Genomic DNA, 26,436 nt, shown 5'->3' on the forward strand with positions numbered 1-26,436 from the left:
CGCATGACCCACTCCCCCGTGCTGCGGCTTCGCGGGGCCGCCTTCACCCACCCGGGCGGCTCGGGCGTCTCGGGGCTCGACCTCGAGATCGCGCCGGGCGAGGCGGTCGCGCTCATCGGGCCGAATGGCGCCGGCAAGTCGACGTTGCTCAAGGGAATCCTCGGGCTCGTACCGCGGACCGCGGGCATGGTGGAGCTCGGCGGCGTCGAACTCGGCATCGGACGGGCATCGCTTACCGCGAGCGGCATGGTCTCATTCCTCCCCCAGTCGGCCGACCTCGACCCCGACTTCCCGATCAGCCTCGAGCAGGTCGTCATGCAGGGCCGGTACCGCGGACTGGGGCTCTTCCGCTGGCCGGGGCGCAGCGATCGGTCGGCCGTGGCGCAGGCGCTCGAGACGGTGGGGCTCGCGGCGCTCGCGAAGCGACCGTTCGGCGAGCTGTCGGGCGGGCAGCGCCAGCGCGGACTGCTCGCGCGCGCGCTCGCCTCCGACCCCGCGCTGCTGCTGCTCGACGAGCCGTTCAACGGGCTCGACCAGGTCAACCGCGACGCGCTCATCGAGACCGTTCGCGAGCTGAAGGGCCGCGGCGTCGCGGTGCTCGTCTCGACGCACGACCTCGAACTCGCCCGCCAGGTCTGCGATTCGGTGCTCTTCGTCAACGGGGTTCAGCTCGCGTTCGGGCCGGTCGACGAAGTGCTCACGCTCGGCAACGTGCAGGAGTGCTTCGAGGGCGTCGAGGTCGAGATCGACGAGCACACCGTCGTCGTGCCGGGCCACGAGGGCCATTGAATGCAGTTTCACGCATATGAGTTGCTTCGGCGGGGGAGGGGCGACGGATGTCACTGAGCGACGCCCTGTTCGGCGCGTTCGCGCTGCCCTTCATGAGCCGGGCCCTGCTCGTCATGCTTGTGCTCGCGGTCGTCGCCGGAGTCGTCGGGGTGCTCGTGAATCTGCGCGGACTCGAGTTCATCAGCGACGGGCTCACCCACGCGGTGTTCCCGGGGCTCGCGATCGGGCTCGCAGTGGGCGGCACGAGCGGTCTCCTGCCGGGCGCTGCGGTCGCGGCGCTCGCCGGTGCGCTCGCACTCACCTGGCTCGACCGGGCCGGGATCACCTCCGACGCGGCGATCGCGATCGTGCTCACGGCGACCTTCAGCATCGGCGTGATCGTCGTCTCGAAGAGCGACGACTACGCCGGTGAGCTCGAGGCGCTGTTGTTCGGGCGGGTGCTGACGATTCCGCCCGAGCAGGTGCTGCCGCTCGTCGTGGTGAGCCTCGTTGCGCTCATCGCAGTCGGGCTGACGCTCAAGCAGCAGCTCTTCCGGGCCTTCGATGCGCGCGGCAGTCGCGCCGCGGGCGACTCGGGGCTCGTGCTCGACCTCGTGCTGAACTGCGCGATCGCGCTGGTCGTCGTCGCGGCGGCGAGCACGGTCGGCACGCTGCTCGTGCTCGCGCTGCTCATCGTGCCGGGGGCGGTTGCGCGGCTCATCACGCGGCGGATGTGGTGGCTGTTCCCGGTGGCGGCCGTGTTCGCGGCGGCCGGGGCGTGGCTCGGGCTCGCGGCCGGGTTCGCCGTGTCGGTCGGGGCGGGGGTCGATCTGCCGGCAGGTGCGACGATCGTGGCGGTGTTCGTCGTCGGGTACGTCGTGGTGCTCGCCGGGTTCGGGATCGGGCGGTGGGTGCGGGGTCTCGAGACGCGTCCTCCTGCGTCGGGCGCTCCTCGACCGGCGGGGAGTCCTCCTGCGTCGGGCGCTCCTCGACCGGCCGGAACCGTGGGGGAGGGGCGCTGATGGGGTACTTCGAGCGAGCCCTTCTCGCCGCCATCGTGATCGGCGTCGGCGCTGGCTTCGTCGGCGCGCTCGTGGTGCTGCGCAAGCGCACCTTCTTCGCCCAGGCGCTCACGCACGGCACCTACCCGGGGGCGGTCGCCGCGGCGGCGCTCGGGGTGAGCATCCCCGCCGGTGCGGCCGTGGCATCCGTCGTGCTCGTCGTGATCATGGCCGGAATCTCGCGGGTGCGACGGCAGGGTGCGCAGGTCGCGGCCGGCATCGTGCTGACCGGCGGTTTCGCCGCCGGAGCGCTGCTGCAGGCGCTCATCCCCGGGCTTCCGGTGCGCGCCGAGAGCCTGCTCGTCGGCTCGATCCTCACGGTGAGCGACCAAGACATTCTGCTTGCGGCATGCGTCGCCGTCATCGCGATGGCCGCCGTGGCGCTCTTCGGCAAGGAGATCGCGCTATCGACCTTCGACCCCGCCGGATTCAAGGCGATGGGGTATCGCGAGTGGCCGATCGAGGTGCTCGTGCTCGGGCTCACCGCCGCGTCGGTCGTGAGCTCGCTGCCCGCGGTCGGCGCGATCCTCGCGATCGCCCTGATCGCGGCGCCCGCGGCGGCGGCGCGTCTCGTCGTCGGCTCGTTCCGGGGCGTGCTGTTCGCGGCCCCCGTCATCGGTGCGGCTTCGGGCGTCGTCGGCGTGCTCGCCTCGCGCGCATTCGCCATCGCCGCGGGTCCGTCGATCGCCCTCGCGGCGACGGCGTTCTTCCTGCTCGCACTCGGGATCTCCAAGGTGCGCGCGCTACCGTTGAAGCGCACCGACATTCCCGTCGAGACCGCGGAGGGCGCACGACTCGCATGAAACGCAACACCTGGCAGCGTGAAGCCGTTCGAGAGGCGCTCGACTCGACCGAGGGCTTCATCAGCGCACAGGCGCTGCACTCCGCGCTGCACGCCAGCGGTTCGCCGATCGGCCTCGCCACGGTGTACCGCGCGCTCGGCGACCTCGCGACGAGCGGCGAGGCCGACTCGCTGCAGTCGCCCGACGGCGAGGCGCTCTACCGTGCGTGCTCGACGACCGGTCATCACCACCACCTCATCTGCCGCAACTGCGGACTGACGGTCGAGATCGCCGCCGACGAGGTCGAGGCGTGGGCGAAGGGGGTCGCGGCCGAGCACGGGTTCACCCAGGCGGCGCACGTCGTCGACGTGTTCGGGCTGTGCGCGAACTGCACCGAGCTCGCGGCGCGCGAGCGCGAGGCGTCGGCCCCGGGGGAGTAGCGCGGAGCCGGCTCGGGGGGAGTCAGGCGCGTCGTCCGCGCCGCGCGATCGCCAGCAACCCGAGGCCGGCGGCGAGGGCGAGGAGCGCCGTCGCGGCCGGCGCCAGGACCACCGCCCCGGTCGTTGAGAGCTCACCGCTCGCGGACGGCGTCGGCTTCGGCGGGGCCGCTGCGTCGACCTCGATCTCGACGGTGGCGCTCGCGGTGCCGAGGGTCGCGGTGATCAGATGAGGGCTGGCGTGCGGGAACGTCACGGTCAGGCCGTCGACGACGTCGCTCGTCACGGAGCTCGTCAGCACGACCGCGCGTGTGTCGACCGGTGCGCCGTGGCGGTCCTCGCCGGCGACCGTGAAGCTGAGCGATCCGCCCTGGGCGACGGTGTCGGCCGACGCGACGAGGGTGAGCACCGCGTCGGTCGCGGCGTAGAGGGTCGTGTCCGCCGTGACCGGCGTCGTCGCGTCGAACCAGGCCCCGCTGCCGTCGGCCGCGGTGTTCCAGGCATCGGGCGCGTCGAGCGGCGGGACGGTCCGGTAGCCGCTCGCGAAGTCGGGGGCGAACAGCCGAACGGATGCGTCGGGGGCCACATCTCGCCCGTCGAAGTCGACGGCGTAGTCGTGGTCGTGCACGGTCACCGTCGTGGCCACGAGCGCGCCATCGAGCGCGATGACACCGTGGTTGTCGATCTGCCCGTCACCGGTGACGGTCGCACCCTGGGTCGGTGCGCCGCCGGGCCCCGCGAGCAGTCCGCCCGCCTCGATCACGACCTCGCTGCCTGCGGGATTCGAGTCGGGCACGATGAGTGCACCCGTGGGCATCCGAAGCGTCCCCGCCAGGGTGAGCGATCCGAATGCGGCCGCTGCGTCGCCGCCGCCGATCGCCGAACTGTTCGCACCGATGGCCGTCACCTCGCCTCCGAGGATCGAAGTGGCCCCGCCGGCGCCGCCCACGCCTCCGGGTGCCCCCGAGCCGGACCCGCCGCCGATGCCCGCTCCGACGCCCGTCGCCGTGACGGTGCCGCCGGTGATCATGGTCGTGCCGCCGTCGCCGGCCGGAACGCCGCCGCCGCCGCTCGACCAGGCGGACCCGCCGCCGATGCCTGCGCCGCCGAAGTCGCTCGTCGCCGTGACCGTGCCCCCCTCGATGCTCAGCACCCCTCCGTCGCCGCCGCCCGAGAACCCCTGCCCGCCGCCGATGCCGGCGCCTCCATACGTGGCCGTGGCGGTCACCGTGCCGCCGGTGATCGTGATCGCGCCCGCCGACTCGCCGATCTCACCGCCGCCGCCGATGGCGGCGCCGCCATCGCCCTGTGCCGTGACCTCGCCGGCGCGCACAGTGAGCGCGGCCCCCGGCGGCACGTGGATCCCGGCGCCGCCGAAGGCGCCGGGGAGGGTGGCGAGGAGCCGGCCGCCGCCGACCGTGTCGTCGATGGTGAGGTGGGCGCGCACGTCGACGCTGGCGGGCTGGAACAGGTGCCCGGCGAGGTCGAGGGTGAGGATGCAGCCGATCACGACCGCGGCACCCGCGGCATCGGCGGTCAGCGTCACGGTGTCGCCGTCGGTGCAGTTCTCGAGGAGCTCGGAGAGCTCGCGGTAGGCGGCGTCGACGGCGTAGACGGTGAGATCGGCCTCGATGGGGGAGTCGGCGTTGAACGCGTCGCCCGTGCCGTCGGGCAGGGTGTTCCAGACGCTGCCAGCGGGTGGCGTAGGCAGAGTGCGGAATCCCTCGGCGAGGCTCGCGGCGAACACTCTGACGGATGACGCGGGTGCACCGTTCTGCGGGTCGAAGGCGACGTCGAAATCGCGGTCGGCCACCGGCACCAGCACGAGTTCGCCGGCGAGGCCGATGACGCCGTGGTTGTCGATCTGCCCGACTCCGGCGAGCTCGACGTCTCCCTCGATCTTCGCACCGGCGGTCGGGTCGGCCTCGGTGCCGAGGAGGCGGCCGCCGTCCTCGATCACGACCTCGGCCGCGCTCGGATCCGAGTCGGGGATCAGGAGCCGGCCGCTCGGGAGGTGCACCGTCGCGGTGCCGCCGATCGTGAGCGAGCCGAATCGGCCGGTGCCGGTCTCGTCGCCGTACTTCTCGCCGGCCGCGCCGCCGCCGATCGCGGTGAACTGGCCGGCCGCTGTGACGACTCCGCCCGTGATCACGACCGCGCCTCCGTCGCCGAAGTGCCCGCCGCCGATCCCGACCTCCGGTGACGCTGCGCCGACCGCCGCGGTCGCGTCGACCTCGCCGCCCGTGATCGTGACCGACGGCGTCTGCCCTCCGCCGATCGCGGCAGCGCCACTGCCGCCGATCGCGGTGACCGTGCCGCCCGTGATCATGATCGGTCCCGAGACGGAGTTCACATCGCACGCGCCGATGCCCGCGCAGAGCCCGCCGCCTTCGGCGGTGACGTCGCCGCCGTTGATCGTCACGGCTCCGTGCGCCGCGCCGGGGCTTCCCGGGCCGACGCTGCCCGCGCCGATGCCCGCGGCGTCGCCGTTCGCCGCCACGGTGCCGCCGTCGATCACGAGCCCGGCGGTCGGGTCCACGTAGATCCCGGGTTCGTAGACCGAACTCGACTCGGCCCGCAGCTCTCCGCCGCCCGCCGAGTCGTCGATGGTCAACGTCGATGCGCCTCCCACCAGCCACGCAGTCTGCAGCAGGTGGCCGTGCAGGTCGAGCACGAGGTCGCAGCTCACGGCGACGCTGCTCGACCCGTTGCCGTCGATGTCGGCGTCGATCTGCACGACGGTGCCGTCGGCGCAGCCGTTGACGGCGGCGAACAGTTCATCCATGTCGGTGACGGGCACTGCTGCCGCGAACGCCGCGGGGGCGACCACGACGGCGGAGGCGACCACGCCGAGGACGGCGCCGACGATGACGGAAATGGAGCGCTGCATGGGGTCGACCCCTCACGAGCGGGCGACTTCGCCCACCCGATCGGAGTCTTCCACCGCCCGGGTGCGGTGGAAATCCCTCATCAGGGGGGTCTGCGATGCCGCCGTAGACAGCGGATGCCGCCCCCAATAGGGTCGGTAGCGGATGCACGTGGGGAGCATCTGCTCCGCGCGCCGCATTCGCGGCTGGCGCATTCGCGCGGTCGCGCACCGTCAGGCATCGGGGGAAATGATGACCGAATCGCAAGCCGACAACGAGTACACGCCGAGGTTCGCACGACCCGGTGAGGCGACGATCGTCGACCGCCACCGCATTCCGCCGGGGGAGTCGCTGCCCCAGACCGCCTACCAGATCATCCGCGACGAGGTCATGCTCGACGGCAACGCCCGCCTGAACCTCGCGACCTTCGTCACCACATGGATGGACGACGAGGCCAAGGCGCTCTACACCGAGGCCTTCGACAAGAACATGATCGACAAGGACGAGTACCCGCAGACCGCGGCGATCGAGGAGAAGTGCTGGCGCATGCTGGCCGCCCTCTGGAACTCGCCCGACCCCGAGACCACGATCGGCACCTCGACGATCGGCTCGTCGGAGGCGGCCATGCTCGGCGGCCTCGCGATGAAGCGCCGGTGGCAGCAGGCGCGCCGCGCCGCAGGCAAGGACGCCTCGAAACCCAACATGGTGATGTCGAGCGCCGTCCAGGTCTGCTGGGAGAAGTTCTGCAACTACTTCGACATCGAGCCGCGCTACGTACCGGTGAGCGACGAGCATCCGATGCTCGACGGTTCGCAGCTCGAACCGTACATCGACGAGAACACGATCGGCGTCGTGGTGATCATGGGCGTCACCTACACGGGCGCGTACGAGCCGGTCAAGGAGATCTCCGAGGCGCTCGACGCGCTGCAGGCCAAGACCGGGCTCGACGTGCCGATCCACGTCGACGGAGCCTCGGGGGCGATGATCGCCCCGTTCCTGCAGCACGACCTCGAGTGGGACTTCCGGCTGCCCCGGGTGCACTCGATCAACACCTCGGGGCACAAGTACGGCCTCGTCTATCCGGGTCTCGGCTGGGTCGTCTGGCGCACCGCCGATGTGCTGCCCGACGACCTCATCTTCCGGGTCAGCTACCTCGGCGGCGAGATGCCGACGCTCGCGCTCAACTTCTCGCGACCCGGGGCGCAGGTGCTGCTGCAGTACTTCCTCTTCCTCCGTCTCGGCGTCACGGGCTACACGGCGGTGCAGCAGGCCTCGCAGGACGTGGCGCTGTACCTCTCGAAGGGGATCGCCAAGATCGGCGCGTTCGAGCTCATCAGCGACGGCAGTGACATCCCGGTGTTCGCGTGGCGGTTGAAGGCCGGCCACACCGACAACTGGAACCTCTACCACCTGCAGGACCGCCTCCGGCAGAAGGGCTGGCTGGTGCCGGCCTACCCGCTGCCCGACGACCTCAGCGACCGCACGGTGCAGCGCATCGTCGTGCGCAACGGGCTCAGCATGGACCTCGCCGCCGAGCTGCTCCGCGACATCGAGACCGAGACCGCGTATCTCGACGCGCTCGAGTCGCCGATGCCCGTCGAGGGGCAGCGACCCGGCTTCCACCACTAGTAGGCGGGTGAGATGACCAAGCAGGCGACCGAGTCGCCCAGGCTCGGAAAGAACCATCCGCTCGCGCCCAAGACGGCGCACACGGCGTACCTCGGTGCCGGCCAGCTCGCCCTGCTCACCGTCGTCGTCGTCGCGAGCCTGCGCTCGCTGCCGGCGATGGCGGTCTACGGGCTCGGCAGTGTGACGCTCTACATCATCCCGGCGATCTTCTTCCTGATCCCGACCGCGCTCGTCGCGGCCGAGCTCGCGACGGGGTGGAAGGGCGGCGTGTACGTCTGGGTGCGCGAGGCCTTCGGCAACCGGTGGGGCTTCACCGCGGTCTGGCTGCAGTGGATCCAGAATGTCGTCTGGTACCCGACGCAGATCGCCTTCATCGCGGCGGCCATCGCGTTCGTGTTCATGGATCCGTCGCTCGCGAACTCGGGTCTCTACACGGCGATCATCATCCTGCTGCTGTACTGGGGATCGACGCTCATCGCCCTGCGCGGCGGCAACCTGTTCGCGAAGCTCGGGTCGTGGGGCGGCATCCTCGGCACGCTGTTCCCGGCGGCGCTGCTCATCGTGTTCGGCTTCATCTGGCTGGGCACCGGTGAGAAGAGCGAAGTGCCGCTCGGCGCAGCGAACATGATCCCGCCGTTCACGGGCATCGCGTCGATCGTGCTGATCGTCTCCAACATCCTCGCGTACGCGGGCATGGAGGTGAACGCGGTGCACGTCAACCAGATGAAGGACCCGGGCAAGGGCTATCCGCGGTCGATCCTGCTCGCGTCGGTGCTGATCCTCGCGGTCTTCATCCTGCCGACGATCGCGATCGCGATCGCCGTGCCGAACAAGGACCTCGGGCTCACGAATGGCATCATGCTCGCCTTCCAGCAGTACTTCGACACGTTCGGCATGTCGTGGGCGACGCCGATCATCTCGGCGCTCATCGCGGCGGGCGCGCTCGCCTCGGTGCTCACGTGGATCGCCGGTCCGTCGAAGGGCCTGCTCGCGGCCGCCGAGTCGGGCCTGCTGCCCCGGGGACTGCAGAAGCGCAACAAGGAGGGCGTGCAGTCGGGCATCCTGATGCTGCAGGGCACGATCGTCACCCTGCTCGCGGCGATGTTCATCTTCATCCCGAACGTGAACTCGGCCTTCATCGCGCTCGTCGACATGGCCGCGGCGCTCTACCTCGTCATGTACATGATGATGTTCGCCGCCGCGATCCGGCTGCGCCGCAAGGAGCCGAACGTCAAGCGCACCTACCGGGTGCCGGCGATGGGCTTCATCGCGGGCGTCGGCTTCGTCGGATGCCTCGCCGCGTTCTGCCTCGCGTTCATCCCGCCGGACGGTTTCGACTCGATGTCAGCCGGCATGTACGCGCTCGTGGTGCTCGGCGTCATCCTGCTCCTCGGCCTGCCGCCGCTGCTCTTCTACGCGTTCCGCAGGCCCAGCTGGGACCTCCGGTCCGATGCGGAGAAGGCGAGCCGCGGCACCCACGAGGAGGACGAGGCGACACCGGCCGCCTCGACCGCGCCCGCGCCGTCCGCACCGCCGGGCGACGCCCCGACGAGCGGCTGAGCGTGCCCGTCGAACGGCCCACGGGAGCATCCCCGTGGGCCGTTCGCCACCCACCGACCGGAACATGCACAGAGGGCCGTCATGCCGTTCGTCATCGGGTTCACCGCGCGCGTGCTCGCGCTCTACCTCGGCTGGGAGGAGCCCCTCGCGAAGGGGCCCACAGGCGTCTACCAGCACAGTGACGGCCGGCCGGGCTGGGCCGCAAGCTCGCCGGAAGGTCCGCGCGCGAGATGCGCGACCTCGGCCTCGTCGTGGAGACGGCATCGCCGGCGGGCGGCGCTCCGGACGATGGGAAGTAGGTCGACGATCGCCCCGGTGAGGGGGATGGGCCAAGATGAGGGAATGGCAAGCGACGCGCCCTCGCCGGAACGGCCCGCCCGCCCGACACCCTCGGGCGATCGTCGCCTGCGCCGCGAAGCATGGGGCTTCGGGCTCGGATCGATCTGCTTCTTCGTCGGCCCGCTGCCCGCCTACGGCGCGTGGGCGGGCGACGTCGGTGTCGCGGTCACCTTCTTCATCGGTTCGCTGCTGTTCACGACCGCGGGGTTCATCCAGCTGAGCCTCAGCGGGCGGCGCCCGCCGCGCAGGGGCATGAACGCCGCCGATCGCGCCGACTGGTTCGCTGCGGCGATCCAGTTCGTCGGCACGCTCTTCTTCAACGTGAGCACCGGGCAGGCGCTCGTCGCGGCGGTGCAGCATCCCGACGCGGTCGGCGTCGGTTGGCGGCCCGACGCGCTCGGGTCGATCGCCTTCCTCGTCTCGAGCGGACTCGCGGTCGTCGCGACGAGGGACCGGGGCCGCTTGTGGGACCGCGACGCGCGTACCTGGCACGGCACCGGCCTCAACATGCTCGGGTCGATCGCCTTCGGCGTCTCGGCGGTCGCCGCATACGTCGTCCCCACGACGGGCGACCTCGTGAGCCTCTTCTGGACGAACCTCGGCACCGTCATCGGCGCGCTCTGCTTCTTCGTCGCGGCGGTGCTGTCTCGGCGCACGGTGCTTCGCGAGGAGCACGAGTCGGCCGCCACCTCCTGATCCGGCACGGGATGCCTCTCCGGAGACTCAGGAGCGCCGTCGTCGCCGGGCTGTCGCGACGAGCAGCCCGATCCCGACGAGGCCCGCGAGGGCGGCGACCGTCAGCGCGCCGGTCGGGTCGGCGCCGGTCTCCGAGAGCTCGGTCGGCGGCATGGGCGTCGGTGTGGGCGTGGGGGTCGGCGTGGGGCCCGGCTGCACGTCGACGGTGACGCTCGCCGTGGCCTGCCCGAGCGTCGCCGTGATGACGTGCGGGCTCGCGTGCGGGAATCTGACCGTGAGCCCGTCGACGACGTCGCTCGCGACAGAACTCGTGAGCACGGCCGCACTGGTGTCGACCGGCTCGCCGAGGTGATTCTCGCCGGTGACAATGAATGTGAGAGAGCCGCCCTGGGCGACGGTGTCGTCCGGTGCGACGAGGGTGAGCGTGGCGTCGGTGACGGCGTACGCGGTCGTGTCCGTCGTCACCGGCGTCGTCGCGTCGAACCACGTGGCCGAGCCGTCGGCCGCAGTGTTCCACCACTCTCCCGCCGGCGGCGTCGGCAGCACGCGATATCCGCTCGAGAAGTCGGGTGCATAGAGGCGAACGGATGTCGCAGGGGCGCCGGTCTGGGCGTCGAACGAGACCAGGAAGTCGTTGTGCTGCACCTCGACGCCGACGTGCGACTCGTCGAGCGCGACGACGCCGTCGTTCAGGATCTGCCCGGCCCCCGTGAGGTCGGCGCCCGCCGTGGGGTCGGCCTCGGTGCCGAGCAGGCGCCCGCCCGCCGCGATCGACACCTCGGGCAGGCCATCAGGGTCGGAGTCGGGGATCACGAACGGACCGGAGGGGACGCGCAGGGTCCCCGCCGCCCCGATCACGAGCGAACCGAAGTCCGAACTGCCAGAGCCGGCGCCGATCGCGGTCGAGCCGCCCGTCGCAGTGACCGTGCCTCCTGTGACGGAGACCTGTGCGCCGGGCGCGCCGTCAGTCCCCCCGATCCCTGCGCTGCCCGTGCCGCCGGTGGCGAGGACGGTCCCTCCGGTGACCTCGACCTCGAACCCCGCGATGCCGCCGATGCCGGGCCCCCATGGGTCTTCGCCGAGGAATGTGCCGCCGATGGCGGTGACGCTGCCGCCGTTGACGATGACCTGCCCGCCCGAGGAGGTCGACCCCGATGCCGCACCGATCCCGGCCGCACCGCCGCCGGTGGCGAGGACCGCGCCGCCGATGGCGGTGACCGAGCCGCCGTTGATCGTGACGGTGCCGACACCGGTCTCGACGAGATCACCCTGGTCGTCGAGCAGGGCTCCGCCGCCGATTCCGGCTGCGGCGATCGAGGGGAAGACGTCGCCGTCCCCGCGAGCCTGGATCTCGCCGCCGTCGATGACGACGCCGGCGCCCGTCGGGACCATGATGCCCGCTCGCGCGGCGCGACCGTTCGACACGAGTGATCCGCCGCCCGTCGCCGCGATCGTGAGGATCGTGTCGGGAGCGATGACCACGCCCTCGCCGGTCAGGGTGTGGCCGTTGAGGTCGAGTGTGACGTCGCAGACGACGACGATCTCCCAGTCCGCCGGCGGAAGCGGCGCCGTGATATCGGCGCCGAGCGCGATGGTGTCGCCGTCGGCGCACGTCTCGAGCGCGGTCTCGAGTTCGGGAAAGGTGGTCGGGGTCCACGTGGCCGCGAATGCGGTCGCCGTGCCGACGCCGCAGAGGATCAGGACCGCCGCAGCCGTGCCGGCGGCGAGGAACTTCGAGCGCATCATCGGGCTACCGTTCTCTGGTGAGGCGCCCCGAGCAGTCGGGCGGCCTCGATCGGAGTCTTCCACCGCGACGGCGCAGCCGGAATCCCTCATCAGGGGGTGACGCCGGCGCAGGGGCATCCGACTGCCGGATTTCGGCCGCGACCGGCCGGTCTGGTAAGCTGGCTCGTTGGCTGGGTACATCCACTGCCCAGACCGCGACAATCCCTTTCGACTTCCGCGAGAAATCGCGGGTTTCGGCGTGGGGAGCGTCAGCAGACAAGAGACCTTGGGAGGGGCATCCGCCCCTCGGTATTGGAGGAAACCAATGGCAGCAGTGTGCCAGGTGACCGGAGCCGTTCCCGGCTTCGGACACAACATCTCGCACTCGCACCGCCGGACGAAGCGCCGCTTCGACCCGAACGTGCAGAAGAAGACGTACTTCGTTCCGTCGCTCCGTCGCAACATCACGATCAACGTGTCCGCCAAGGGCATCAAGGTCATCGATGCTCGCGGCATCGAGGCGGTTGTTCGTGACATGCAGGCTCGTGGGGTGAAGTTCTAATGGCGAAGCAGCAGGACGTCCGTCCCATCATCAAGCTCCGTTCGACGGCAGGCACCGGGTTCACCTACGTGACCCGCAAGAACCGTCGCAACAACCCCGACCGTCTCGTGCTCAAGAAGTACGACCCGGTGATCCGCAAGCACGTCGACTTCCGAGAGGAGCGCTAAATCATGGCGAAGAAGAGCAAGATCGCTCGCAACGAGCAGCGCAAGGTGATCGTCGACCGCTACGCCGAGAAGCGTCTCGAGCTGAAGAAGGCGCTCGTCGACCCGAACGGCACCGACGAGAGCCGCGAGGCCGCTCGCGTGGGCCTGCAGAAGCTGCCCCGCAACGCGTCGCCCATCCGCGTGCGTTCGCGTGACGCCATCGACGGCCGCCCCCGTGGCGTCCTCACCAAGTTCGGTGTCTCGCGTGTCCGCTTCCGCGACATGGCGCACCGTGGCGAGCTGCCCGGCATCACCAAGTCGAGCTGGTAAGCAGTAGCTTCACGCTTCACGAGAGGGGCGCTCCGGAGAGATCCGGGGCGCCCCTTTCGCATACCCGGGGCGGGTGGGGGAGTCCTCCCCATGGCGGGTGGTGGTGGTGGCTTCGTAGCGTGCAGGTGTTCGCGATGTCCACGGAAGGATCACCATGCACTTCACCACAGGAACACCGCCGGCTCGCCGCCGGCGACGACTCGTCGGCACGCTCGGTGCCTCGGCGGTGCTCGTCGGGCTCGTCGGCGTCGCCGGGATCACGGCGCCCGCCGCATCGGCAGCGGAGCCCGAGACCACCGGCTCGATCACGGGCGTCGTGACGGGCGAGGCAGGCGCCGCGCTCGAGGGCGTGCGCGTGCAGCTCTTCTTCTGCGACCCCGAATTCGACCCGCTGATGCAGCGCGACTGCTGGAACCTGCTCTGGGGCGAGGGCAAGGAGGGGAGCACCGGGGCCGACGGGTCCTTCTCGATCGAGGGCCTCGCGCCGGGCACCTACCGGGCCGGGATCGCTCCGCAGTACCAGACCGCGCAGTACATCCACGAGTACTGGGACGGCGCCGACTCGTACGAGACCGCGACCGACATCACGGTGACCGCGGGCCAGGCCACGAGCATCGCACCGACGCTCGAGATCGGCGCGAGCGTGACGGGGCGCGTGCTCGACGACGCGGGGCAGCCCGTCGCGGGCGGCTACGTGTACGCCTTCGACTCCGACGACCTCACCGGCACCCGGGGCGGCGCCTCGGTGGCCGACGACGGCAGCTACTCGATCACCGGCCTGCCGACGGGCGAGTACGTCTTCAAGGCGGGCACCGGCTGGGGCAGCGACTCCGAACTCCTCGACGAGTACTGGCAGAACGCCTACAGCGCGGATGCCGCGGCGCGGGTCTCGCTCGTCGCGGGCGAGTCGTTCGCAGCCGACTTCGAACTCAACCCCGGCGCCGTCGTCGAGGGCACCGTCTCGGGCGACGGGGCACCCGCTGCGGGCGTCCAGGTCACCGCGACCTTCGTCGGCGAGGCCGACCACTGGGTCGAGCCCGTGAAGGCGGTGACGGCGGCCGACGGCGGCTACCGCCTCGGCGGCCTCGAGCAGGGCGAGTACCTCGTCGAGTTCTCGGACTTCGACGGTCAGTGGGCGCGCCAGTACTGGGAGGGCGCGAGCGACAAGGCCTCTGCGACCCGCCTCGACCTCACCGCGGGTGAGCGGGTCGGTTCGGTCGACGCAGAACTCGTCGCCGGCGGTACGCTCACCGGAGCGCTGACCGAGCGCACCGCCGACGGCAGTGCGCCGTCGGCCGGCGCCTACTTCGAGGTGCTCCGCAAGGACACGACGGGCGCGTGGGAGCACGTCGTCGCCGAGCAGGCCGACGACGCCGGTGCGTACGAGGTGGCGGGCCTCCCGGCCGGTGAGTACACGGTGCTGTCGCACGGCTCGCGCAACGCGATCTGGGCGAAGACCTATCTCGGTGGCGTCTACTTCTCCGACGAGGCGTCGACGACCGACGTGACGGCGGGGTCCACGATCTCGGGCGTCGACGTCGAGGTCGCACTGGGCGTGCGGATCGCGGGCACCGTGATCGACGAGCACGGCGGACCCGCGACGGGTGTCGGCGCGCGAGTGCTGTACGAGCGTGCCCCCGGCGTGTGGGCGACGCCCGAGAACCTCAGCGGCGCGGGCGACGACATGTCGTACCGGGTCGCTGCCATGCCTCCGGGCGACTACATCGTCGAGTTCGCCGACCGCAGCGGCTCGGCGGAGCCGTACGTCACCCAGTACTGGGAGAACGCGGCCACGCAGGCGACGGCGACGGTGCTCTCCGCGCCGAACGGCGGCTCCTTCGACGGCATCAATGCGGTCATGACCCGCACGGCTCCCGAGCCCGAGCCCGCCCCGACGCCCACGATCGACGGGGTCGCGCAGGTCGGGCAGACGCTCACCGCGGTCGCGGGCGACTGGGGCCAGGGCGCCGAGCTCGCGGTCCAGTGGCTCGCCGACGGCACGCCGGTCGAGGGTGCCGCCGGCACCGAGTTCGTCCCCGGCGACGAGTTCGCGGGCGCCGCGATCTCGGTCGCCGTCACCGGGACCCGCCCGGGCGCAGCGCCGCTCACCGCGACCTCGGCGGCGACGGGGGCGACGCTCGCCCGCTTCGTCGACGTGACCACGGGCGGCCACGCGAACAACGTGCGCTGGGCGGGCGCCGAGGGCGTCATCGACGGGGTCCGCGGCGAGGACGGCATCGTCCGCTTCGACCCGACGGCGCCGGCGACGCGGGCCGTCATGGCCACCGCGCTGTACCGCCTCGCGGGTTCGCCCGAGTTCGCGCTGCCCGCGACGCCCACGTTCACCGACGTGCCCGCCGATCACCCGGCGTACACGGCGATCGAGTACCTCGTGAGCGTCGGCGGCACGGCTGCGAGCACGAAGTTCGGTCCTGGTGACGCGCTCAAGCGCGACCAGCTCGCCGCGTTCCTGTTCCGGGCGTCGTCGCCGTCGTTCACGGCGCCGAAGACGGCCACGTTCCGCGACGTGCCGGTGGGGTCGACGTACTTCCGGTCGATCGAGTGGGTGGCCTCCGAGGGCCTCACGACCGTGACCGGCGCGTACCGGCCGGCTGCGGTGTCGACGCGCGAGGAACTCGCCACCTTCCTCAAGCGCTGGGACGCGCTCGAGGGGTGATCGACGGGGCCGACGGCCCCTCGAAATGAGCCGAGCGGATGCCCCGTGGTGGGCATCCGCTCGGTCCTCATGTGCGACACGCCGGGCGAAGGTGCTCGAAATCCCCGGAAATCCGCGGATTTCCGGGGAATTCTGTTACATTCGAGGCGGCCTCAACGGCCACGGGGGCGGCGCAAGCTCGTTCCCGAATCTTCAACAAAGTGCTGTACATACAGCGAACGTCCGAGGAGGACATTCAATGGCTGACAAGTCGCTGAACAAGACCGAGCTCGTCGCGAAGATCGCTGCGTCGACCGGCCAGAGCCAGGCCACCGTCGACGCCGTGCTCGGCGGTCTGTTCGACGCGCTCGCCGAGTCCGTGGGTTCGGGCACCAAGGTCTCCATCCCGGGCTGGCTCGCCGTCGAGCGCACGCACCGCGCTGCGCGCACCGGCCGCAACCCGCAGACGGGCGCGACCATCGAGATCCCGGCCGGCTACTCGGTCAAGGTCTCGGCCGGTTCGAAGCTCAAGGCTGCTGCCAAGTAAGCAGGGTCTTCCCGGAGGGGCGTACGGCGTGAGCCGTGCGCCCCTCCGTCGTTTGCCGCGGGTGCACCCGTGAGGCATCCAGCCAGGGCCGTCTAGGCTGGTTCGGTGCCCCGCTCCGTCCGAGTGCTCGGCCCTGCCGTGCTCACCGCCGTCGCCCTTCTGGCGACCTTCGCCGCACTCGCGTACGGCGGGGGCGCCGCCGAACAGCTGATTCAGGACCCGGGGCCGATCGCGCGCTACGGCGTCCCGGTGTCGAAGCTCTTCGTGAACCTCGGCGCCGCCGGCATGATCGGCGCGCTCGTGCTCGCCGTGTGGGCGTTGAGCCCGAAGCGCCGCGAGTTCGGGCTCGCGCTCGACGTCGCCGCGGCATCGGCCGCGGTGATGACGGTCGCGAGCGCCGCGACGGGGCTGTTCACCTTCCTGCTCGTCACGGCGGTGCCGTTCGACCTCAGCGACGCCTTCGGCCAGAAGCTGGGGCAGTTCGTCACGACCATCGAACTCGGTCAGTCGTGGCTCATCACGACCCTCGCCGCCGCCGCGGTGACCGTGCTCTGCTTCGCGGTGCGCAACCACACCGCGCTCGTGTTCGTGACGGTGCTCGCGGTCGCGTCGCTCGTGCCGATGGCGCAGCAGGGGCACGCGGCGGGCGCTGCGGGGCACGCGGCCGCAGTGACGAGCCTCGGCCTGCACCTCGTGTTCGCGGCGGCCTGGCTCGGCGGCCTGCTCACGATCGTGCTGCTCAAGGGCGAGCTCGGGGCGAAGCGCCTGCCGGTCGTGCTCGCGCGTTACTCGACGGTCGCCCTCATCTGCTTCATCGTCGTCGCGGTCTCGGGGTACGCGAGCGCGGCGCTGCGCATCGGCACCTGGGACCAGCTGGCGACGCCGTACGGCGGGCTCGTCGTGGTGAAGGTCGCGGCGCTCATCGCCCTCGGGCTGTTCGGTGCGGCGCAGCGTCGGTTCCTCATCGGGCGGATGACGCGGGGTGCTGGTCTCGAGACGCGTCCGACTTCGTCGGGCGCTCCTCGACCGGCGAAGTACTTCTGGTGGCTCGTCGTCGCCGAACTCGCGTTCATGGGCCTCGCCTCGGGTGTCGCTGCGGCGCTCGCGCGCACCGCGACCCCCGTCGCCGAAGAGGCCGGAGAGCTCGCCCGCACGCCCGCCGAGATCCTGACGGGCGTGCCGCTGCCGCCGTGGCCCGAGACGTACCGCTACTTCACCGAGTGGAACCCCGACCTCATCTGGCTGCTCGCGTGCGGCTTCGGCATCTTCTTCTACCTCGCGGGTGCCTGGCGCCTCCGCAAGCGCGGTGACAAGTGGCCGATCTACCGCACCGTGCTCTGGGTCTCGGGCCTGCTGCTGCTCGCCTACGTCACGAACGGCGGCGTGAACGTCTACGAGCAGTACCTGTTCTCGGCGCACATGCTCGCGCACATGGTGCTGACCATGGCCGTCCCGGTGCTGCTCGTGCCGGGTGCGCCGGTCACGCTCGCGGCCCGGGCGATCAAGCCCCGCAAGGACGGCTCGCGCGGCGGCCGCGAATGGATCATGCTCGCGGTGCACTCGAAGTTCGCCGGGATCATCGCGAACCCGATCGTCGCCGCGGTGCTCTTCGCCGGATCGCTCTGGGTGTTCTACTACTCGCCGCTCTTCCGCTGGACGATGTTCGACCACATCGGCCACGAGTGGATGATCGTGCACTTCCTCATCACGGGGTATCTCTTCGTGCAGTCGCTCATCGGCATCGACCCGGTGCCGTACCGGCTGCCGTACCCGTTCCGGCTGCTGCTCCTGCTCGGCACGATGGCGTTCCACGCCTTCTTCGGCCTCGCGATCATGACCGGCACGGGGCTGCTGCTCGCGGACTGGTACGGCGCGATGGGCTGGGGCACCGACGCGCTCGTCGATCAGCAGCTCGGCGGCGGCATCGCCTGGTCGATCGGCGAGATCCCGACGGTGGCGCTCGCGATCACGGTCGCGTTCCAGTGGTCGCGCAGCGACGAGAAGGAGTCGAAGCGTCGCGACCGTCATGCCGACCGCACGGGCGACGCGGAGCTCGAGGAGTACAACGCCCGGCTCGCTGCGATCGCGGCCCGCGACAACGACACCGCAGGCTGAGGGGCCGGTAGCGGGGGTTTCGAGACGCGTCGGCGCTGCGCGCCGGCGCTCCTCAACCCGCGAGGGCACTCCGGTGGTTGAGGAGCGCGCGACGGAGGAGCACGCGTCTCGAAACCAGGCGACGGGTTTCGAGACGCGTCGCCGCTGCGCGTCGCCGCTGCGCGTCGGCGCTCCTCAACCACCGGGCGGTTCGGGCTACTTGAGCTGGATCGCGATCGACCCGTCGGGGCGGATCGAGGCTGCGAGCGCCAGCGTGAAGCGGCGGTCTTCTTCGAGCGTGTAGTAGTGCCCGTCGAACAGGTCCTGCACCTCGACCGAGATGTGCGCGACGCCCTCGGTGGGCGGCATGTCGAACGCGGTCTCGCCCGCCGTCAGCGTCACGACGGGCGAGGTCACGATGGTCCACACGGGCTCGCTCGTCACCCGGTCGTCGATCTCGATGCCGAAGGGGCAGTCGGCCGGCTGCAGCACGGGCTGTGCCGCGCACGCGGCGAGGTACTCGTCGACCTTGGTCTGCACGCGTTCGACGAATGCGGCGGTCGGCTGGGCGTCGACGGTGACGGCGACCTGCTCGCCGGCGCTCGCCGGCACGGTCACGTGCGGGGCGGCGAGGAGCACCGAGTCGTACTCGAACTCGTAGACGGCGGGGGCGATCGCGAGGTAGGGGGCGACCTGCGTGAACGCGGCGAGCTCGTCGCCGGTCTTCGTCGCACGCGTGTCGAGGGTGAGCGTGCCGACGGTGAAGAGCGGGTTGTGCGCGGCGGTCACCTCGACGACGGCGAGCGGGCTGTCGGCGAACTCCCACCGCGAGAGCACCCCGTACAGCGGTTCGATGGGGCGCACCTCGAACGTCGACTGGGCGATCTCGGTGCCGAGGCGGTAGCTCGCCGTCACCGAGTGGCCGCCGTCGGGGTTCGTGATGTCGCTCACGATGGTGATGTCTTCGGGGGCTGCGCTCACGACGCCCGAGCGCAGCATGGCGGTGGAGATGTCGGCGGGCAGCCCGAGCTCTTCGAGCTCGGCGTCGTCGAGCGCGACGCCCGGCGTGGTCGACGCCGTTCCGATGTCGTCGTCGGCGATGGCCTGCAGGTAGCCCTGCACGAAGCTCGACGCGCCGTAGATGGTCTGGTTGAGGCCGCCCAGGGCGGCGAGGAATGCCGAGACGAGCAGCACGGCGAGCCCGGCCCACCCGGCGACGGCGAGCGGCGAGACCCGCCCCTGCACCTCACCCGCGTTCCCCACCCGCACAGTCTATGTTTCGCGGGTCGCGTGACGCTCCGCATCTCCACAGGTGTTCGCAACCGCTCGGATGCCACGGAGCGGCGCTCTCGGCCGCCGTGCACCCCGCTGCGCGGTTACAGTGGGAGCGCCGCCGCGCGGCACCCCGCCGGTGCGACGCCGGCCCCGTGACATCCGCCCACCGAAAGACCGCCGTGCAGAACGTGACCCTCTCCCGCGAACAGTCCGCGGTGTTCCAGGCGATCGAGGAGACCCGTGAGCACGTGTTCGTCACCGGGCGCGCGGGCACGGGCAAGTCGACGCTGCTGAACCACCTGAACTGGAACACGAAGAAGCAGATCGTGATCTGCGCGCCGACGGGGGTCGCGGCGCTCAACGTGGGCGGGCAGACGATCCACTCGTTGTTCCGGTTGCCGATCGGGGTCATCGCCGACCACGACATCGATCAGAACGACACGGTCCGCAAGATCCTCAATGCGATGGACACGCTCGTCGTCGACGAGGTGTCGATGGTGAACGCCGACCTGATGGACGCGATGGACCGTTCGCTGCGGCAGGCGAGGCAGCGCCCGCTCGAGCCGTTCGGCGGCGCGCAGGTGGTGCTGTTCGGCGACCCGTACCAGCTCGCGCCCGTGCCGGGCGATGCCGACGAGCGCGCCTACTTCGCCGACACGTACGACTCGATGTGGTTCTTCGATGCGAAGGTGTGGCGCGAGGCCGACCTCAAGATCTTCGAGCTCGGCGAGATCCACCGGCAGCACGACGACGAGTTCAAGCAGTTGTTGAACGCGGTGCGGCACGGGCGGGTGACGGCCGAGATGGCGGGCGTGCTGAACGCGATCGGCGCCCGCCGCCCGCTGCCCGAGCAGGGCGCGATCACCCTCGCGACGACGAACAGCACGGTGAACCGCATCAACGCGACGGCGCTGAAGCGGCTGCCCGGCACCTCGAAGGCGAACGAGGCCGAGGTGAACGGCGACTTCGGGGGCCGGGCGTTCCCGGCCGACGAGCGGCTCGAGCTGAAGGTCGGGGCGCAGGTCATGTTCCTCCGCAACGACACGGCGATCGGCCCCGAGGGGCAGCGCTGGGTGAACGGCACGATCGGCACCATCACCTCGCTGAAGCGCGAGGTGCGCGTCGAGATCGACGGCGAGGAGCACGAGATCGAGCCGGTCACCTGGGAGAAGTACCGGTACAAGTGGGACCCGACGCGCAAGAAGCTCGAGAAGGAGATCATCGCCGAGTTCACGCAGTTCCCGCTGCGGCTGGCGTGGGCGGTGACGATCCACAAGTCGCAGGGCGCGAGCTACGACACGGCGATCATCGACCTCGGGCCGCGGGTGTTCAGCCCGGGGCAGAGCTATGTCGCGCTCAGCCGGCTGACCTCGCTCGAGGGGTTGTACCTGCAACGGCCGCTTCGGCCGAGCGACATCATCGTCGACCGAAACGTCGAGCGGTTCATGGCCGGAGCGGCCCGCGAGATCGGCACTCCCGGGCGCTGAGCGCCGAGCGGGTGCTGCGCCACGCCCGGGCGCTGAGCGCCGTGCGGGGTTCTGGAACCTTTCGGTCTGTGCCGGACATAACCCTTCGACGGGGTGTGACGCTCGCGCGTCGCCGCCGGCAGAGCCGGTTACGCCCCTCGCTGCGGGTTACAATCACTACGGACACACGGCTGAGGGGGCACGGTGGCTGACCGTTCTGGGGGCAGGCGGCGAGCGGCTTCGGCTCTCGCGGCGATCATCACCGTGCTCGCGCTCGCGGGGTGCACCGGCGGCTCGGTCGATCCGGCGAGCCGGTTCGAACCGGTCGACGCGTCGTACCAGGAGGACGTCTCCGCGCAGCTCGATCAGGTGCTCGAGCAGGCGATCGCGCTCAGCGGCTCGAGCGGCGGCATCGCCGGGGTGTGGGCGCCGTGGGCCGGCGGGTGGACCGGAGCATCCGGTGATGTCGACTTCCGCGAGAATTCGCGACCCGTGACCGTCGAGACGGGCTTCCACCTGTCGACCGTCACCTCCGAGATCACCTGCCTGATCCTCCTCCGTCTCGTCGATGCGGGCACCGTCTCGCTCGACGACCCCGTGACCGAGTACGTCGACCGCATCCCGAGCATCGAGGGCATCACCCTCGAGCAGCTGTGCCGGCACACCTCGGGCCTCGCCGACTACTACCCGGGCCTCGAGCAGCATTTCGTCACGAACCCGAAGCGGGTCTGGTCGCCGAACGAACTGCTCGCGGGCGGCCTCGCGATCCAGCGCACCGGAGCGCCGGGGGAGGCGTGGTCGTACTCGCGCACCGGCATCCTGCTGCTCGCCCGCGCCCTCGAGGAGGCGACCGGCAAAGACTGGAACGAACTCGCCGAGCAGTACGTGCTCGAACCGCTCGGCCTCGACCGCACCGTGCTGCCCGACCCCGCCGACACCGATCACACGGGCGCGCTCGGCGCCTACGCCGCCGGTATCGCCCCCGGCGGCGGCGCGGACTGCGCGGTGATCCACGACGACTCGGCGCAGTCGAGTTCGATGGGCGCCGCAGCGGCCGGCGCCGAGTCCGACCTCGACGACGCTCGCAAGCTGAGCGAGGCCTTCGCCACCGGCGCCCTCGTCGGCGAGCACAGCGCACGCGAACTCTGGACGACCGAGCACATCGGCGGCGACGCGCCCGTCTGGGAGGGCTTCGGGCTCGGCGGCTCGCAGTTCGGGCCGTTGCGGGGGACCGCGGGCGAGTCGGCCGGCTCGTTGACCGCCGCGTTCACCGATCCGAAGACCGGACTCACCGTGGTCGTCGCGCTCAACAACTCGACGTCGGGAGCCGGGTTCGTGCGCGAGACGGCATTCGCCCTCGCCTCGATCGGGTCGAAGGCGAGCGCCGTCGACGGTCGCGACCAGCCGCTCGTCGAACTGCCGTGGTCGCTCGAACAGGCCATCGCGAAGATGCAGGCGCTCGCCCTCTGCCCCACGGCGCCCGCCGCCGAGGAACCGGTCGCCGAAGAAGGCGCGGCACCGGCCGAAGGCTGAGGCGGCGCCGGCCGGGGCGGGATTGCCTGAATCGGCGTAACCTCGACCACGAGGCATCCGTAACCTCCTGAGGGGGAATCATCATGTGCCGTTGGCTTGCCTACGCCGGGGAGCCGATCCAGCTCTCGAAACTCATCCTCGACACGCAGAACTCGCTCGTCGCCCAATCGCTGAACTCGCCGCTCGGCGCCGAGACCGTCAACGGCGACGGCTTCGGCGTCGGCTGGTATCCACTGGATGCCACGGCCGGAAGCATCCCCGCGATGTTCCACAGCATCGAACCCGCCTGGCACGACGAGAACCTCAGCGAGATCACGCACGCGATCGAGAGCCCGCTCTTCTTCGCCCACGTGCGCGCTGCAGCGGGTCCGCCCATCCAGCAGACGAACTGCCATCCCTTCCGACACGACAACTGGCTGTTCATGCACAACGGCAGCCTCGCCGGCATGGCCCTCGTCCGGCGCGACCTCGCGCTCGCCGTGGCTCCCGAGTTCTTCCCGCTCATCCGCGGCACCACCGACTCCGAGGTGCTGTTCTACCTCGCACTCACCCTCGGACTCCGGGAGGACCCGGTCACGGCGATGGCCGCCGCGATCCGCAAGGTCGAGGAGATCGGGCACGCGCACGGCGTCGAGTTCCCGATGCAGGGCACCGTCGCGGTCTCCGACGGGGCGACGGTTTGGGCGTTCCGCTACTCCTCGCAGGGGCGCACGCGCACGCTCTTCCACTCGGTCGCGATGGCGTCGCTGCAGCAGATGTACCCCGATGAGGAACGGCTGCGCGGCTTCGGCCTGAGCGCGCGCGTCATCGTCTCGGAGCCGCTCACCGACCTGCCCGGCGTGTTCGTCGAGGTGCCCGAATCCACCGTCGCGATCCTCGAGGGCGGCGAGTACCGGCACGAGCCGTTCCTCGCGACCGTCGAATAGCGCGCCGTCGCGGGCCGGATGCCACGCGCTCGCGCCCGGCGGATTCCCAGCCCCCCGGCGTGGCCGGTGGAGTACGCTCGGGGGGTATTCGTCCGCGGCGGTTTCCGGGAGGTGTCATGGCGTCGGATGCGAGCCGTGGCGTCGACCGCACGCGCTTCGGTGCGGCACGCCGGGTGCTCGTCGCGCTCCTCGGCGTGGCCGCGGTCCTCGTCGGCCTGCTCGCGATGCACACCGCAGGGGCGGGGGCCGAGCACAGCGGCATGCCGGTCGTCGCGGTCGCGGCGCCGGGCACCTCGAACGCGGCGCCGGCGCATGGCGAGCACGCCGCATCGGCGTCGGTCTCCCTCGTGGAGACGTTCGCGGCCTTGCCGGTCGTCGAGAGCATCGCGGCCGCGTGCGACGAGCAGTGCATGAGCGGGCTCGTCGACTGCGCCCTCATGGTCATCGGCTGCGTGATGCTGCTCCTCATCGTCGCGTTCGTGCTGCTCGCGGGCGGGCCGGCCGTGTTCCGACGCCTGCTCGACCGGGTCCGCGCGCTCGTCGCGGCGTTCGCACGTGGCATCCCGCTGCACCTGCAGCGACCCGATCTCACCGTTCTCTCCATCAGTCGCACCTAGGCCGAACCCAGCGCCCGCCCGGCGGGCGTGGCTTCGCCATGCCCGTCGGCAGTCACTGAACGACCCCGACGAATGGAAGAACCCCGATGCGAACCGCACGAACCATCCTGATCACGGCCGCCGCGGCGGCCACCGCCCTCGCCCTCGCGGGCTGCGCCGACACCGCCATGTCCGGCATGGACCACGGCGCAGAGCCCTCGGCGAGCGACCCGGCGACGACGGCCGCGAACGGCGCCGACGTCACCTTCGCGACGATGATGATCCCGCACCACGAGCAGGCCGTCGAGATGAGCGAACTGCTGCTCGACGAGCCCGAGCTGAGCGTCGCGGTGCGCGAGCTCGCCGAGGGCGTCATGGCCGCCCAGCAGCCCGAGATCGACCAGTTGCGCGACTGGCTCGCCGAGTGGGGGCAGGAGGAGGTCGACATGGGCGGCATGGACCACGGCGACGGCATGATGAGCGATGACGACCTCGCCGCCCTCGAGTCCGCCACCGGAGCCGACGCCGAACGCCTCTACCTCGAGCAGATGATCGTGCACCACGAGGGCGCCGTCGCGATGGCCGAGGTCGAGATCGCCGAGGGGGAGTACCCCGACGCGATCGCGATGGCCGAACGCATCGTCGCCACCCAGTCCGACGAGATCGCGCTGATGCAGGCACTGCTCGGCGCGACCTCGCGTGGATAGCCGCACGCCGCAGCCCCAGTCGCGTCGCGCCGCCCGGGAATCCGAGGCGGCGCGGCGCCGGCACGGGGCGCGGCGATCGACCCATGCGGTCCGGACCCTGGCTCCGCGTGCTGCCGCGGCCGGTCGCCGCCGGCGCGGGAGCGGCGCGCTCGCGGTGGCCGCATCCGCGGCGCTCGCCGTCAGCGTCAGCCTGCCCGCGCTCGCCGTCGATCCGCGGGCGAACTCGGCGGCGCCGTTCGCCGCAGCCACGCCCGCGGGCGCCGAAGTGCTCGCCGGCTCCGCCCAGCACGCGAGCGCCGGCACCGACGTGGTGGCGCCGCCGCTCACCGACGAGAGCTACACGACGGGCCGGGCCCGCACGACGGGCTGGTACGCGCAGACCGCCTCGACGTTCGTCAACTACTCGGGACCGATCCAGTGGCCGTTCCGGGTCGGCGTGCCGATCTCGAGCGACTTCGGACCGCGCGTCGCGCCGTGCGCGGGATGCTCCACGTACCACAAGGGCCTCGACATGAACCCGGGCGACCGTTCGCCGATCCAGGCGATCGCGGCCGGCGTGGTGCGCGAGGCCTCGGCCGTCGACAACGGCGGGCTCGGCGTCTACGCCGTGATCGACCACACGGTCGGCGGCGAACTCGTGTCGAGTGTCTACGCGCACATGGCCGAGGGCTCGCTCGAGTTCGCGGTCGGCGACGAGGTCGCCGTCGGCGACCAGGTCGGGCTCGTCGGCAACACCGGGCAGTCGACCGGCCCGCACCTGCACCTCGAGATCCTCGAGGGCGGCACGAGGCCCGTCGACCCCTACGACTGGCTCTCCGAGCGGGTCGCGCCGTGAGCGCCGACCGGCCTCGCGCCGCATCCTGCTCCACCCACTCCACCCACCGAAACCCTTACCCCACCCGAACCGGAGGAACCACCCGATGACCACGTCCCAGCCGAAGCGCCCGAACGGCGCCGCCGCCGAGGCATCCCGCCGCAAGAAGATCATGTGGGTGAACATCGCTCTCGTGGCCGCGTTCATCGCCGTCGTCGCGATCGCGTTCGCCCTGCTCAGGCCGCAGACCGCGCCGCCCGCCGACGGCAGGGCGTCGTCGTCCTCGTCGTCCTCGTCGGATGCCGCGGCCCCGACGGTCCGCGCCGACAGCCACGTGCTCGGCGAGCCGGGCACGAGCGGGGTGACCGTCGTCGAGTTCCTCGATTTCGAGTGCGAGGCGTGCGGGGCCTTCTACCCGCTCGTCGAACAGCTGCGAGAGGAGTACGCGGGCGAGGTGACCTTCGTGACCAGGTACTTCCCGCTCGACGGGCACTTCAACTCGCGGCACGCTGCCGTCGCGGTCGAGGCGGCCGCTCAGCAGGGCGCGTTCGAGGCGATGTACGCGAAGCTCTTCGAAACGCAGGCCCAGTGGGGCGAGCAGCGCGAGTCGCGGGCGCCGTTGTTCCGCGAGTTCGCGGCCGAGCTCGGGCTCGACCTCGCGGCCTATGACGCCGCGGTGGCCGACCCGGCGACGCTCGCGCGGGTCGAGTCCGACCTCACCGACGGGATCGCACTCGGCGTGCAGTCGACGCCGACCTTCTTCGTGAACGACGAGATGCTGCGGCTCGAGGCGTACGACGACCTGCAGGCCGGCATCGAGGCGGCGCTGAGTGCGGCGGGCGACTGAGCAGGGGTCGAACACGTGCGCTCCGTGGGCGCGAGTTTGTGCTTGGATGCTTGTATTCAAGTAAGAGGGGTGT

At 71.1% G+C, this 26,436-nt stretch carries 23 protein-coding genes; 20 read left to right on the forward strand and 3 right to left on the reverse strand.

The window, feature by feature from the left end; translation table 11 throughout:
- Positions 1-3: 3 nt before the first annotated feature.
- Genes ACFVTX_RS10445 through ACFVTX_RS10460 form a run of 4 tightly spaced genes read left to right on the forward strand, consistent with a single transcriptional unit; the run spans position 4 to position 3,051 of the window.
- Complete coding sequence (locus tag ACFVTX_RS10445; protein ID WP_386899760.1) at positions 4-789, forward strand: metal ABC transporter ATP-binding protein; 786 nt, start codon at positions 4-6, stop codon at positions 787-789.
- A gap of 47 nt (positions 790-836) precedes the next feature.
- Positions 837-1,790 carry a metal ABC transporter permease gene (locus ACFVTX_RS10450; RefSeq protein WP_386899762.1) on the forward strand — a complete coding sequence of 318 codons (954 nt, stop codon included), beginning with the start codon at positions 837-839 and terminating at the stop codon, positions 1,788-1,790.
- Positions 1,790-2,632 carry a metal ABC transporter permease gene (locus ACFVTX_RS10455; RefSeq protein WP_386899764.1) on the forward strand — a complete coding sequence of 281 codons (843 nt, stop codon included), beginning with the start codon at positions 1,790-1,792 and terminating at the stop codon, positions 2,630-2,632. The genes ACFVTX_RS10450 and ACFVTX_RS10455 overlap by 1 nt, the downstream gene beginning before the upstream one ends.
- Positions 2,629-3,051: a Fur family transcriptional regulator gene (locus ACFVTX_RS10460; RefSeq protein ID WP_386899766.1), complete on the forward strand. Its 423-nt coding sequence runs from the start codon at positions 2,629-2,631 to the stop codon at positions 3,049-3,051. Before ACFVTX_RS10455 ends, ACFVTX_RS10460 begins: the two co-directional genes overlap by 4 nt.
- A gap of 22 nt (positions 3,052-3,073) precedes the next feature.
- Here ACFVTX_RS10460 and ACFVTX_RS10465 read toward each other — a convergent pair whose 3' ends face one another.
- Positions 3,074-5,938 carry a hypothetical protein gene (locus ACFVTX_RS10465; protein ID WP_386899768.1) on the reverse strand — a complete coding sequence of 955 codons (2,865 nt, stop codon included), beginning with the start codon at positions 5,936-5,938 and terminating at the stop codon, positions 3,074-3,076.
- A gap of 229 nt (positions 5,939-6,167) precedes the next feature.
- Between ACFVTX_RS10465 and ACFVTX_RS10470 the strand changes: the two genes are divergently transcribed.
- From ACFVTX_RS10470 to ACFVTX_RS10480, 3 genes are all read left to right on the forward strand, one after another.
- Positions 6,168-7,544: a glutamate decarboxylase gene (locus tag ACFVTX_RS10470; protein WP_386899770.1), complete on the forward strand. Its 1,377-nt coding sequence runs from the start codon at positions 6,168-6,170 to the stop codon at positions 7,542-7,544.
- 12 nt (positions 7,545-7,556) lie between these two features.
- Entirely contained in the window at positions 7,557-9,104 is a 1,548-nt protein-coding gene (locus ACFVTX_RS10475; RefSeq protein WP_386899772.1) for an amino acid permease, read from the forward strand.
- 342 nt (positions 9,105-9,446) lie between these two features.
- Complete coding sequence (locus tag ACFVTX_RS10480) at positions 9,447-10,139, forward strand: hypothetical protein (protein WP_386899774.1); 693 nt, start codon at positions 9,447-9,449, stop codon at positions 10,137-10,139.
- A 27-nt stretch (positions 10,140-10,166) separates the two neighbouring features.
- Here ACFVTX_RS10480 and ACFVTX_RS10485 read toward each other — a convergent pair whose 3' ends face one another.
- The gene (locus ACFVTX_RS10485; RefSeq protein WP_386899775.1) at positions 10,167-11,885 is read right to left on the reverse strand and encodes a hypothetical protein; all 1,719 of its coding nucleotides are present in this window, start codon (positions 11,883-11,885) and stop codon (positions 10,167-10,169) included.
- 304 nt (positions 11,886-12,189) lie between these two features.
- Between ACFVTX_RS10485 and rpmB the strand changes: the two genes are divergently transcribed.
- From rpmB to ACFVTX_RS10515, 6 genes are all read left to right on the forward strand, one after another.
- A complete protein-coding gene (gene rpmB / locus ACFVTX_RS10490) occupies positions 12,190-12,426 on the forward strand; it encodes a 50S ribosomal protein L28 (RefSeq protein WP_157423720.1) in 237 nt (78 codons plus the stop codon).
- Entirely contained in the window at positions 12,426-12,593 is a 168-nt protein-coding gene (rpmG, locus tag ACFVTX_RS10495) for a 50S ribosomal protein L33 (RefSeq protein WP_157423719.1), read from the forward strand. The genes rpmB and rpmG overlap by 1 nt, the downstream gene beginning before the upstream one ends.
- A 3-nt stretch (positions 12,594-12,596) precedes the next feature.
- On the forward strand, positions 12,597-12,902 hold the full coding sequence (rpsN, locus tag ACFVTX_RS10500; protein WP_022889040.1) for a 30S ribosomal protein S14: 306 nt from the start codon (positions 12,597-12,599) through the stop codon (positions 12,900-12,902).
- A gap of 154 nt (positions 12,903-13,056) precedes the next feature.
- Positions 13,057-15,579: a collagen binding domain-containing protein gene (locus ACFVTX_RS10505; protein ID WP_386899778.1), complete on the forward strand. Its 2,523-nt coding sequence runs from the start codon at positions 13,057-13,059 to the stop codon at positions 15,577-15,579.
- Positions 15,580-15,817: 238 nt separating this feature from the next.
- Complete coding sequence (locus tag ACFVTX_RS10510; RefSeq protein WP_386899780.1) at positions 15,818-16,105, forward strand: HU family DNA-binding protein; 288 nt, start codon at positions 15,818-15,820, stop codon at positions 16,103-16,105.
- Positions 16,106-16,210: 105 nt separating this feature from the next.
- A complete protein-coding gene (locus tag ACFVTX_RS10515) occupies positions 16,211-18,220 on the forward strand; it encodes a cytochrome c oxidase assembly protein (RefSeq protein ID WP_386899782.1) in 2,010 nt (669 codons plus the stop codon).
- A gap of 195 nt (positions 18,221-18,415) precedes the next feature.
- Here the strand turns inward: ACFVTX_RS10515 and ACFVTX_RS10520 are convergent, their stop codons facing one another.
- A complete protein-coding gene (locus tag ACFVTX_RS10520) occupies positions 18,416-19,462 on the reverse strand; it encodes a hypothetical protein (RefSeq protein WP_386899784.1) in 1,047 nt (348 codons plus the stop codon).
- Between the two features lie 191 nt (positions 19,463-19,653).
- Between ACFVTX_RS10520 and ACFVTX_RS10525 the strand changes: the two genes are divergently transcribed.
- From ACFVTX_RS10525 to ACFVTX_RS10555, 7 genes are all read left to right on the forward strand, one after another.
- Entirely contained in the window at positions 19,654-20,961 is a 1,308-nt protein-coding gene (locus ACFVTX_RS10525) for an ATP-dependent RecD-like DNA helicase (protein ID WP_386900389.1), read from the forward strand.
- A 183-nt stretch (positions 20,962-21,144) separates the two neighbouring features.
- Positions 21,145-22,473 (forward strand): serine hydrolase domain-containing protein, encoded by a 1,329-nt coding sequence (locus tag ACFVTX_RS10530; RefSeq protein WP_386899786.1) that lies wholly within the window; start codon positions 21,145-21,147, stop codon positions 22,471-22,473.
- An 83-nt stretch (positions 22,474-22,556) separates the two neighbouring features.
- On the forward strand, positions 22,557-23,399 hold the full coding sequence (locus ACFVTX_RS10535; protein WP_386899787.1) for a class II glutamine amidotransferase: 843 nt from the start codon (positions 22,557-22,559) through the stop codon (positions 23,397-23,399).
- 116 nt (positions 23,400-23,515) lie between these two features.
- Entirely contained in the window at positions 23,516-24,016 is a 501-nt protein-coding gene (locus ACFVTX_RS10540; protein WP_386899789.1) for a hypothetical protein, read from the forward strand.
- Between the two features lie 86 nt (positions 24,017-24,102).
- Positions 24,103-24,702, forward strand: a complete 600-nt coding sequence (locus tag ACFVTX_RS10545; protein WP_386899791.1) for a DUF305 domain-containing protein — start codon at positions 24,103-24,105, stop codon at positions 24,700-24,702.
- Positions 24,703-24,856: 154 nt separating this feature from the next.
- The gene (locus tag ACFVTX_RS10550) at positions 24,857-25,537 is read left to right on the forward strand and encodes a M23 family metallopeptidase (protein WP_386899793.1); all 681 of its coding nucleotides are present in this window, start codon (positions 24,857-24,859) and stop codon (positions 25,535-25,537) included.
- An 85-nt stretch (positions 25,538-25,622) separates the two neighbouring features.
- A complete protein-coding gene (locus ACFVTX_RS10555; RefSeq protein WP_386899795.1) occupies positions 25,623-26,363 on the forward strand; it encodes a DsbA family protein in 741 nt (246 codons plus the stop codon).
- Positions 26,364-26,436 lie beyond the last annotated feature (73 nt).

Source organism: Agromyces sp. NPDC058136 (assembly GCF_042884375.1).
GTDB lineage: Bacteria > Actinomycetota > Actinomycetes > Actinomycetales > Microbacteriaceae > Agromyces.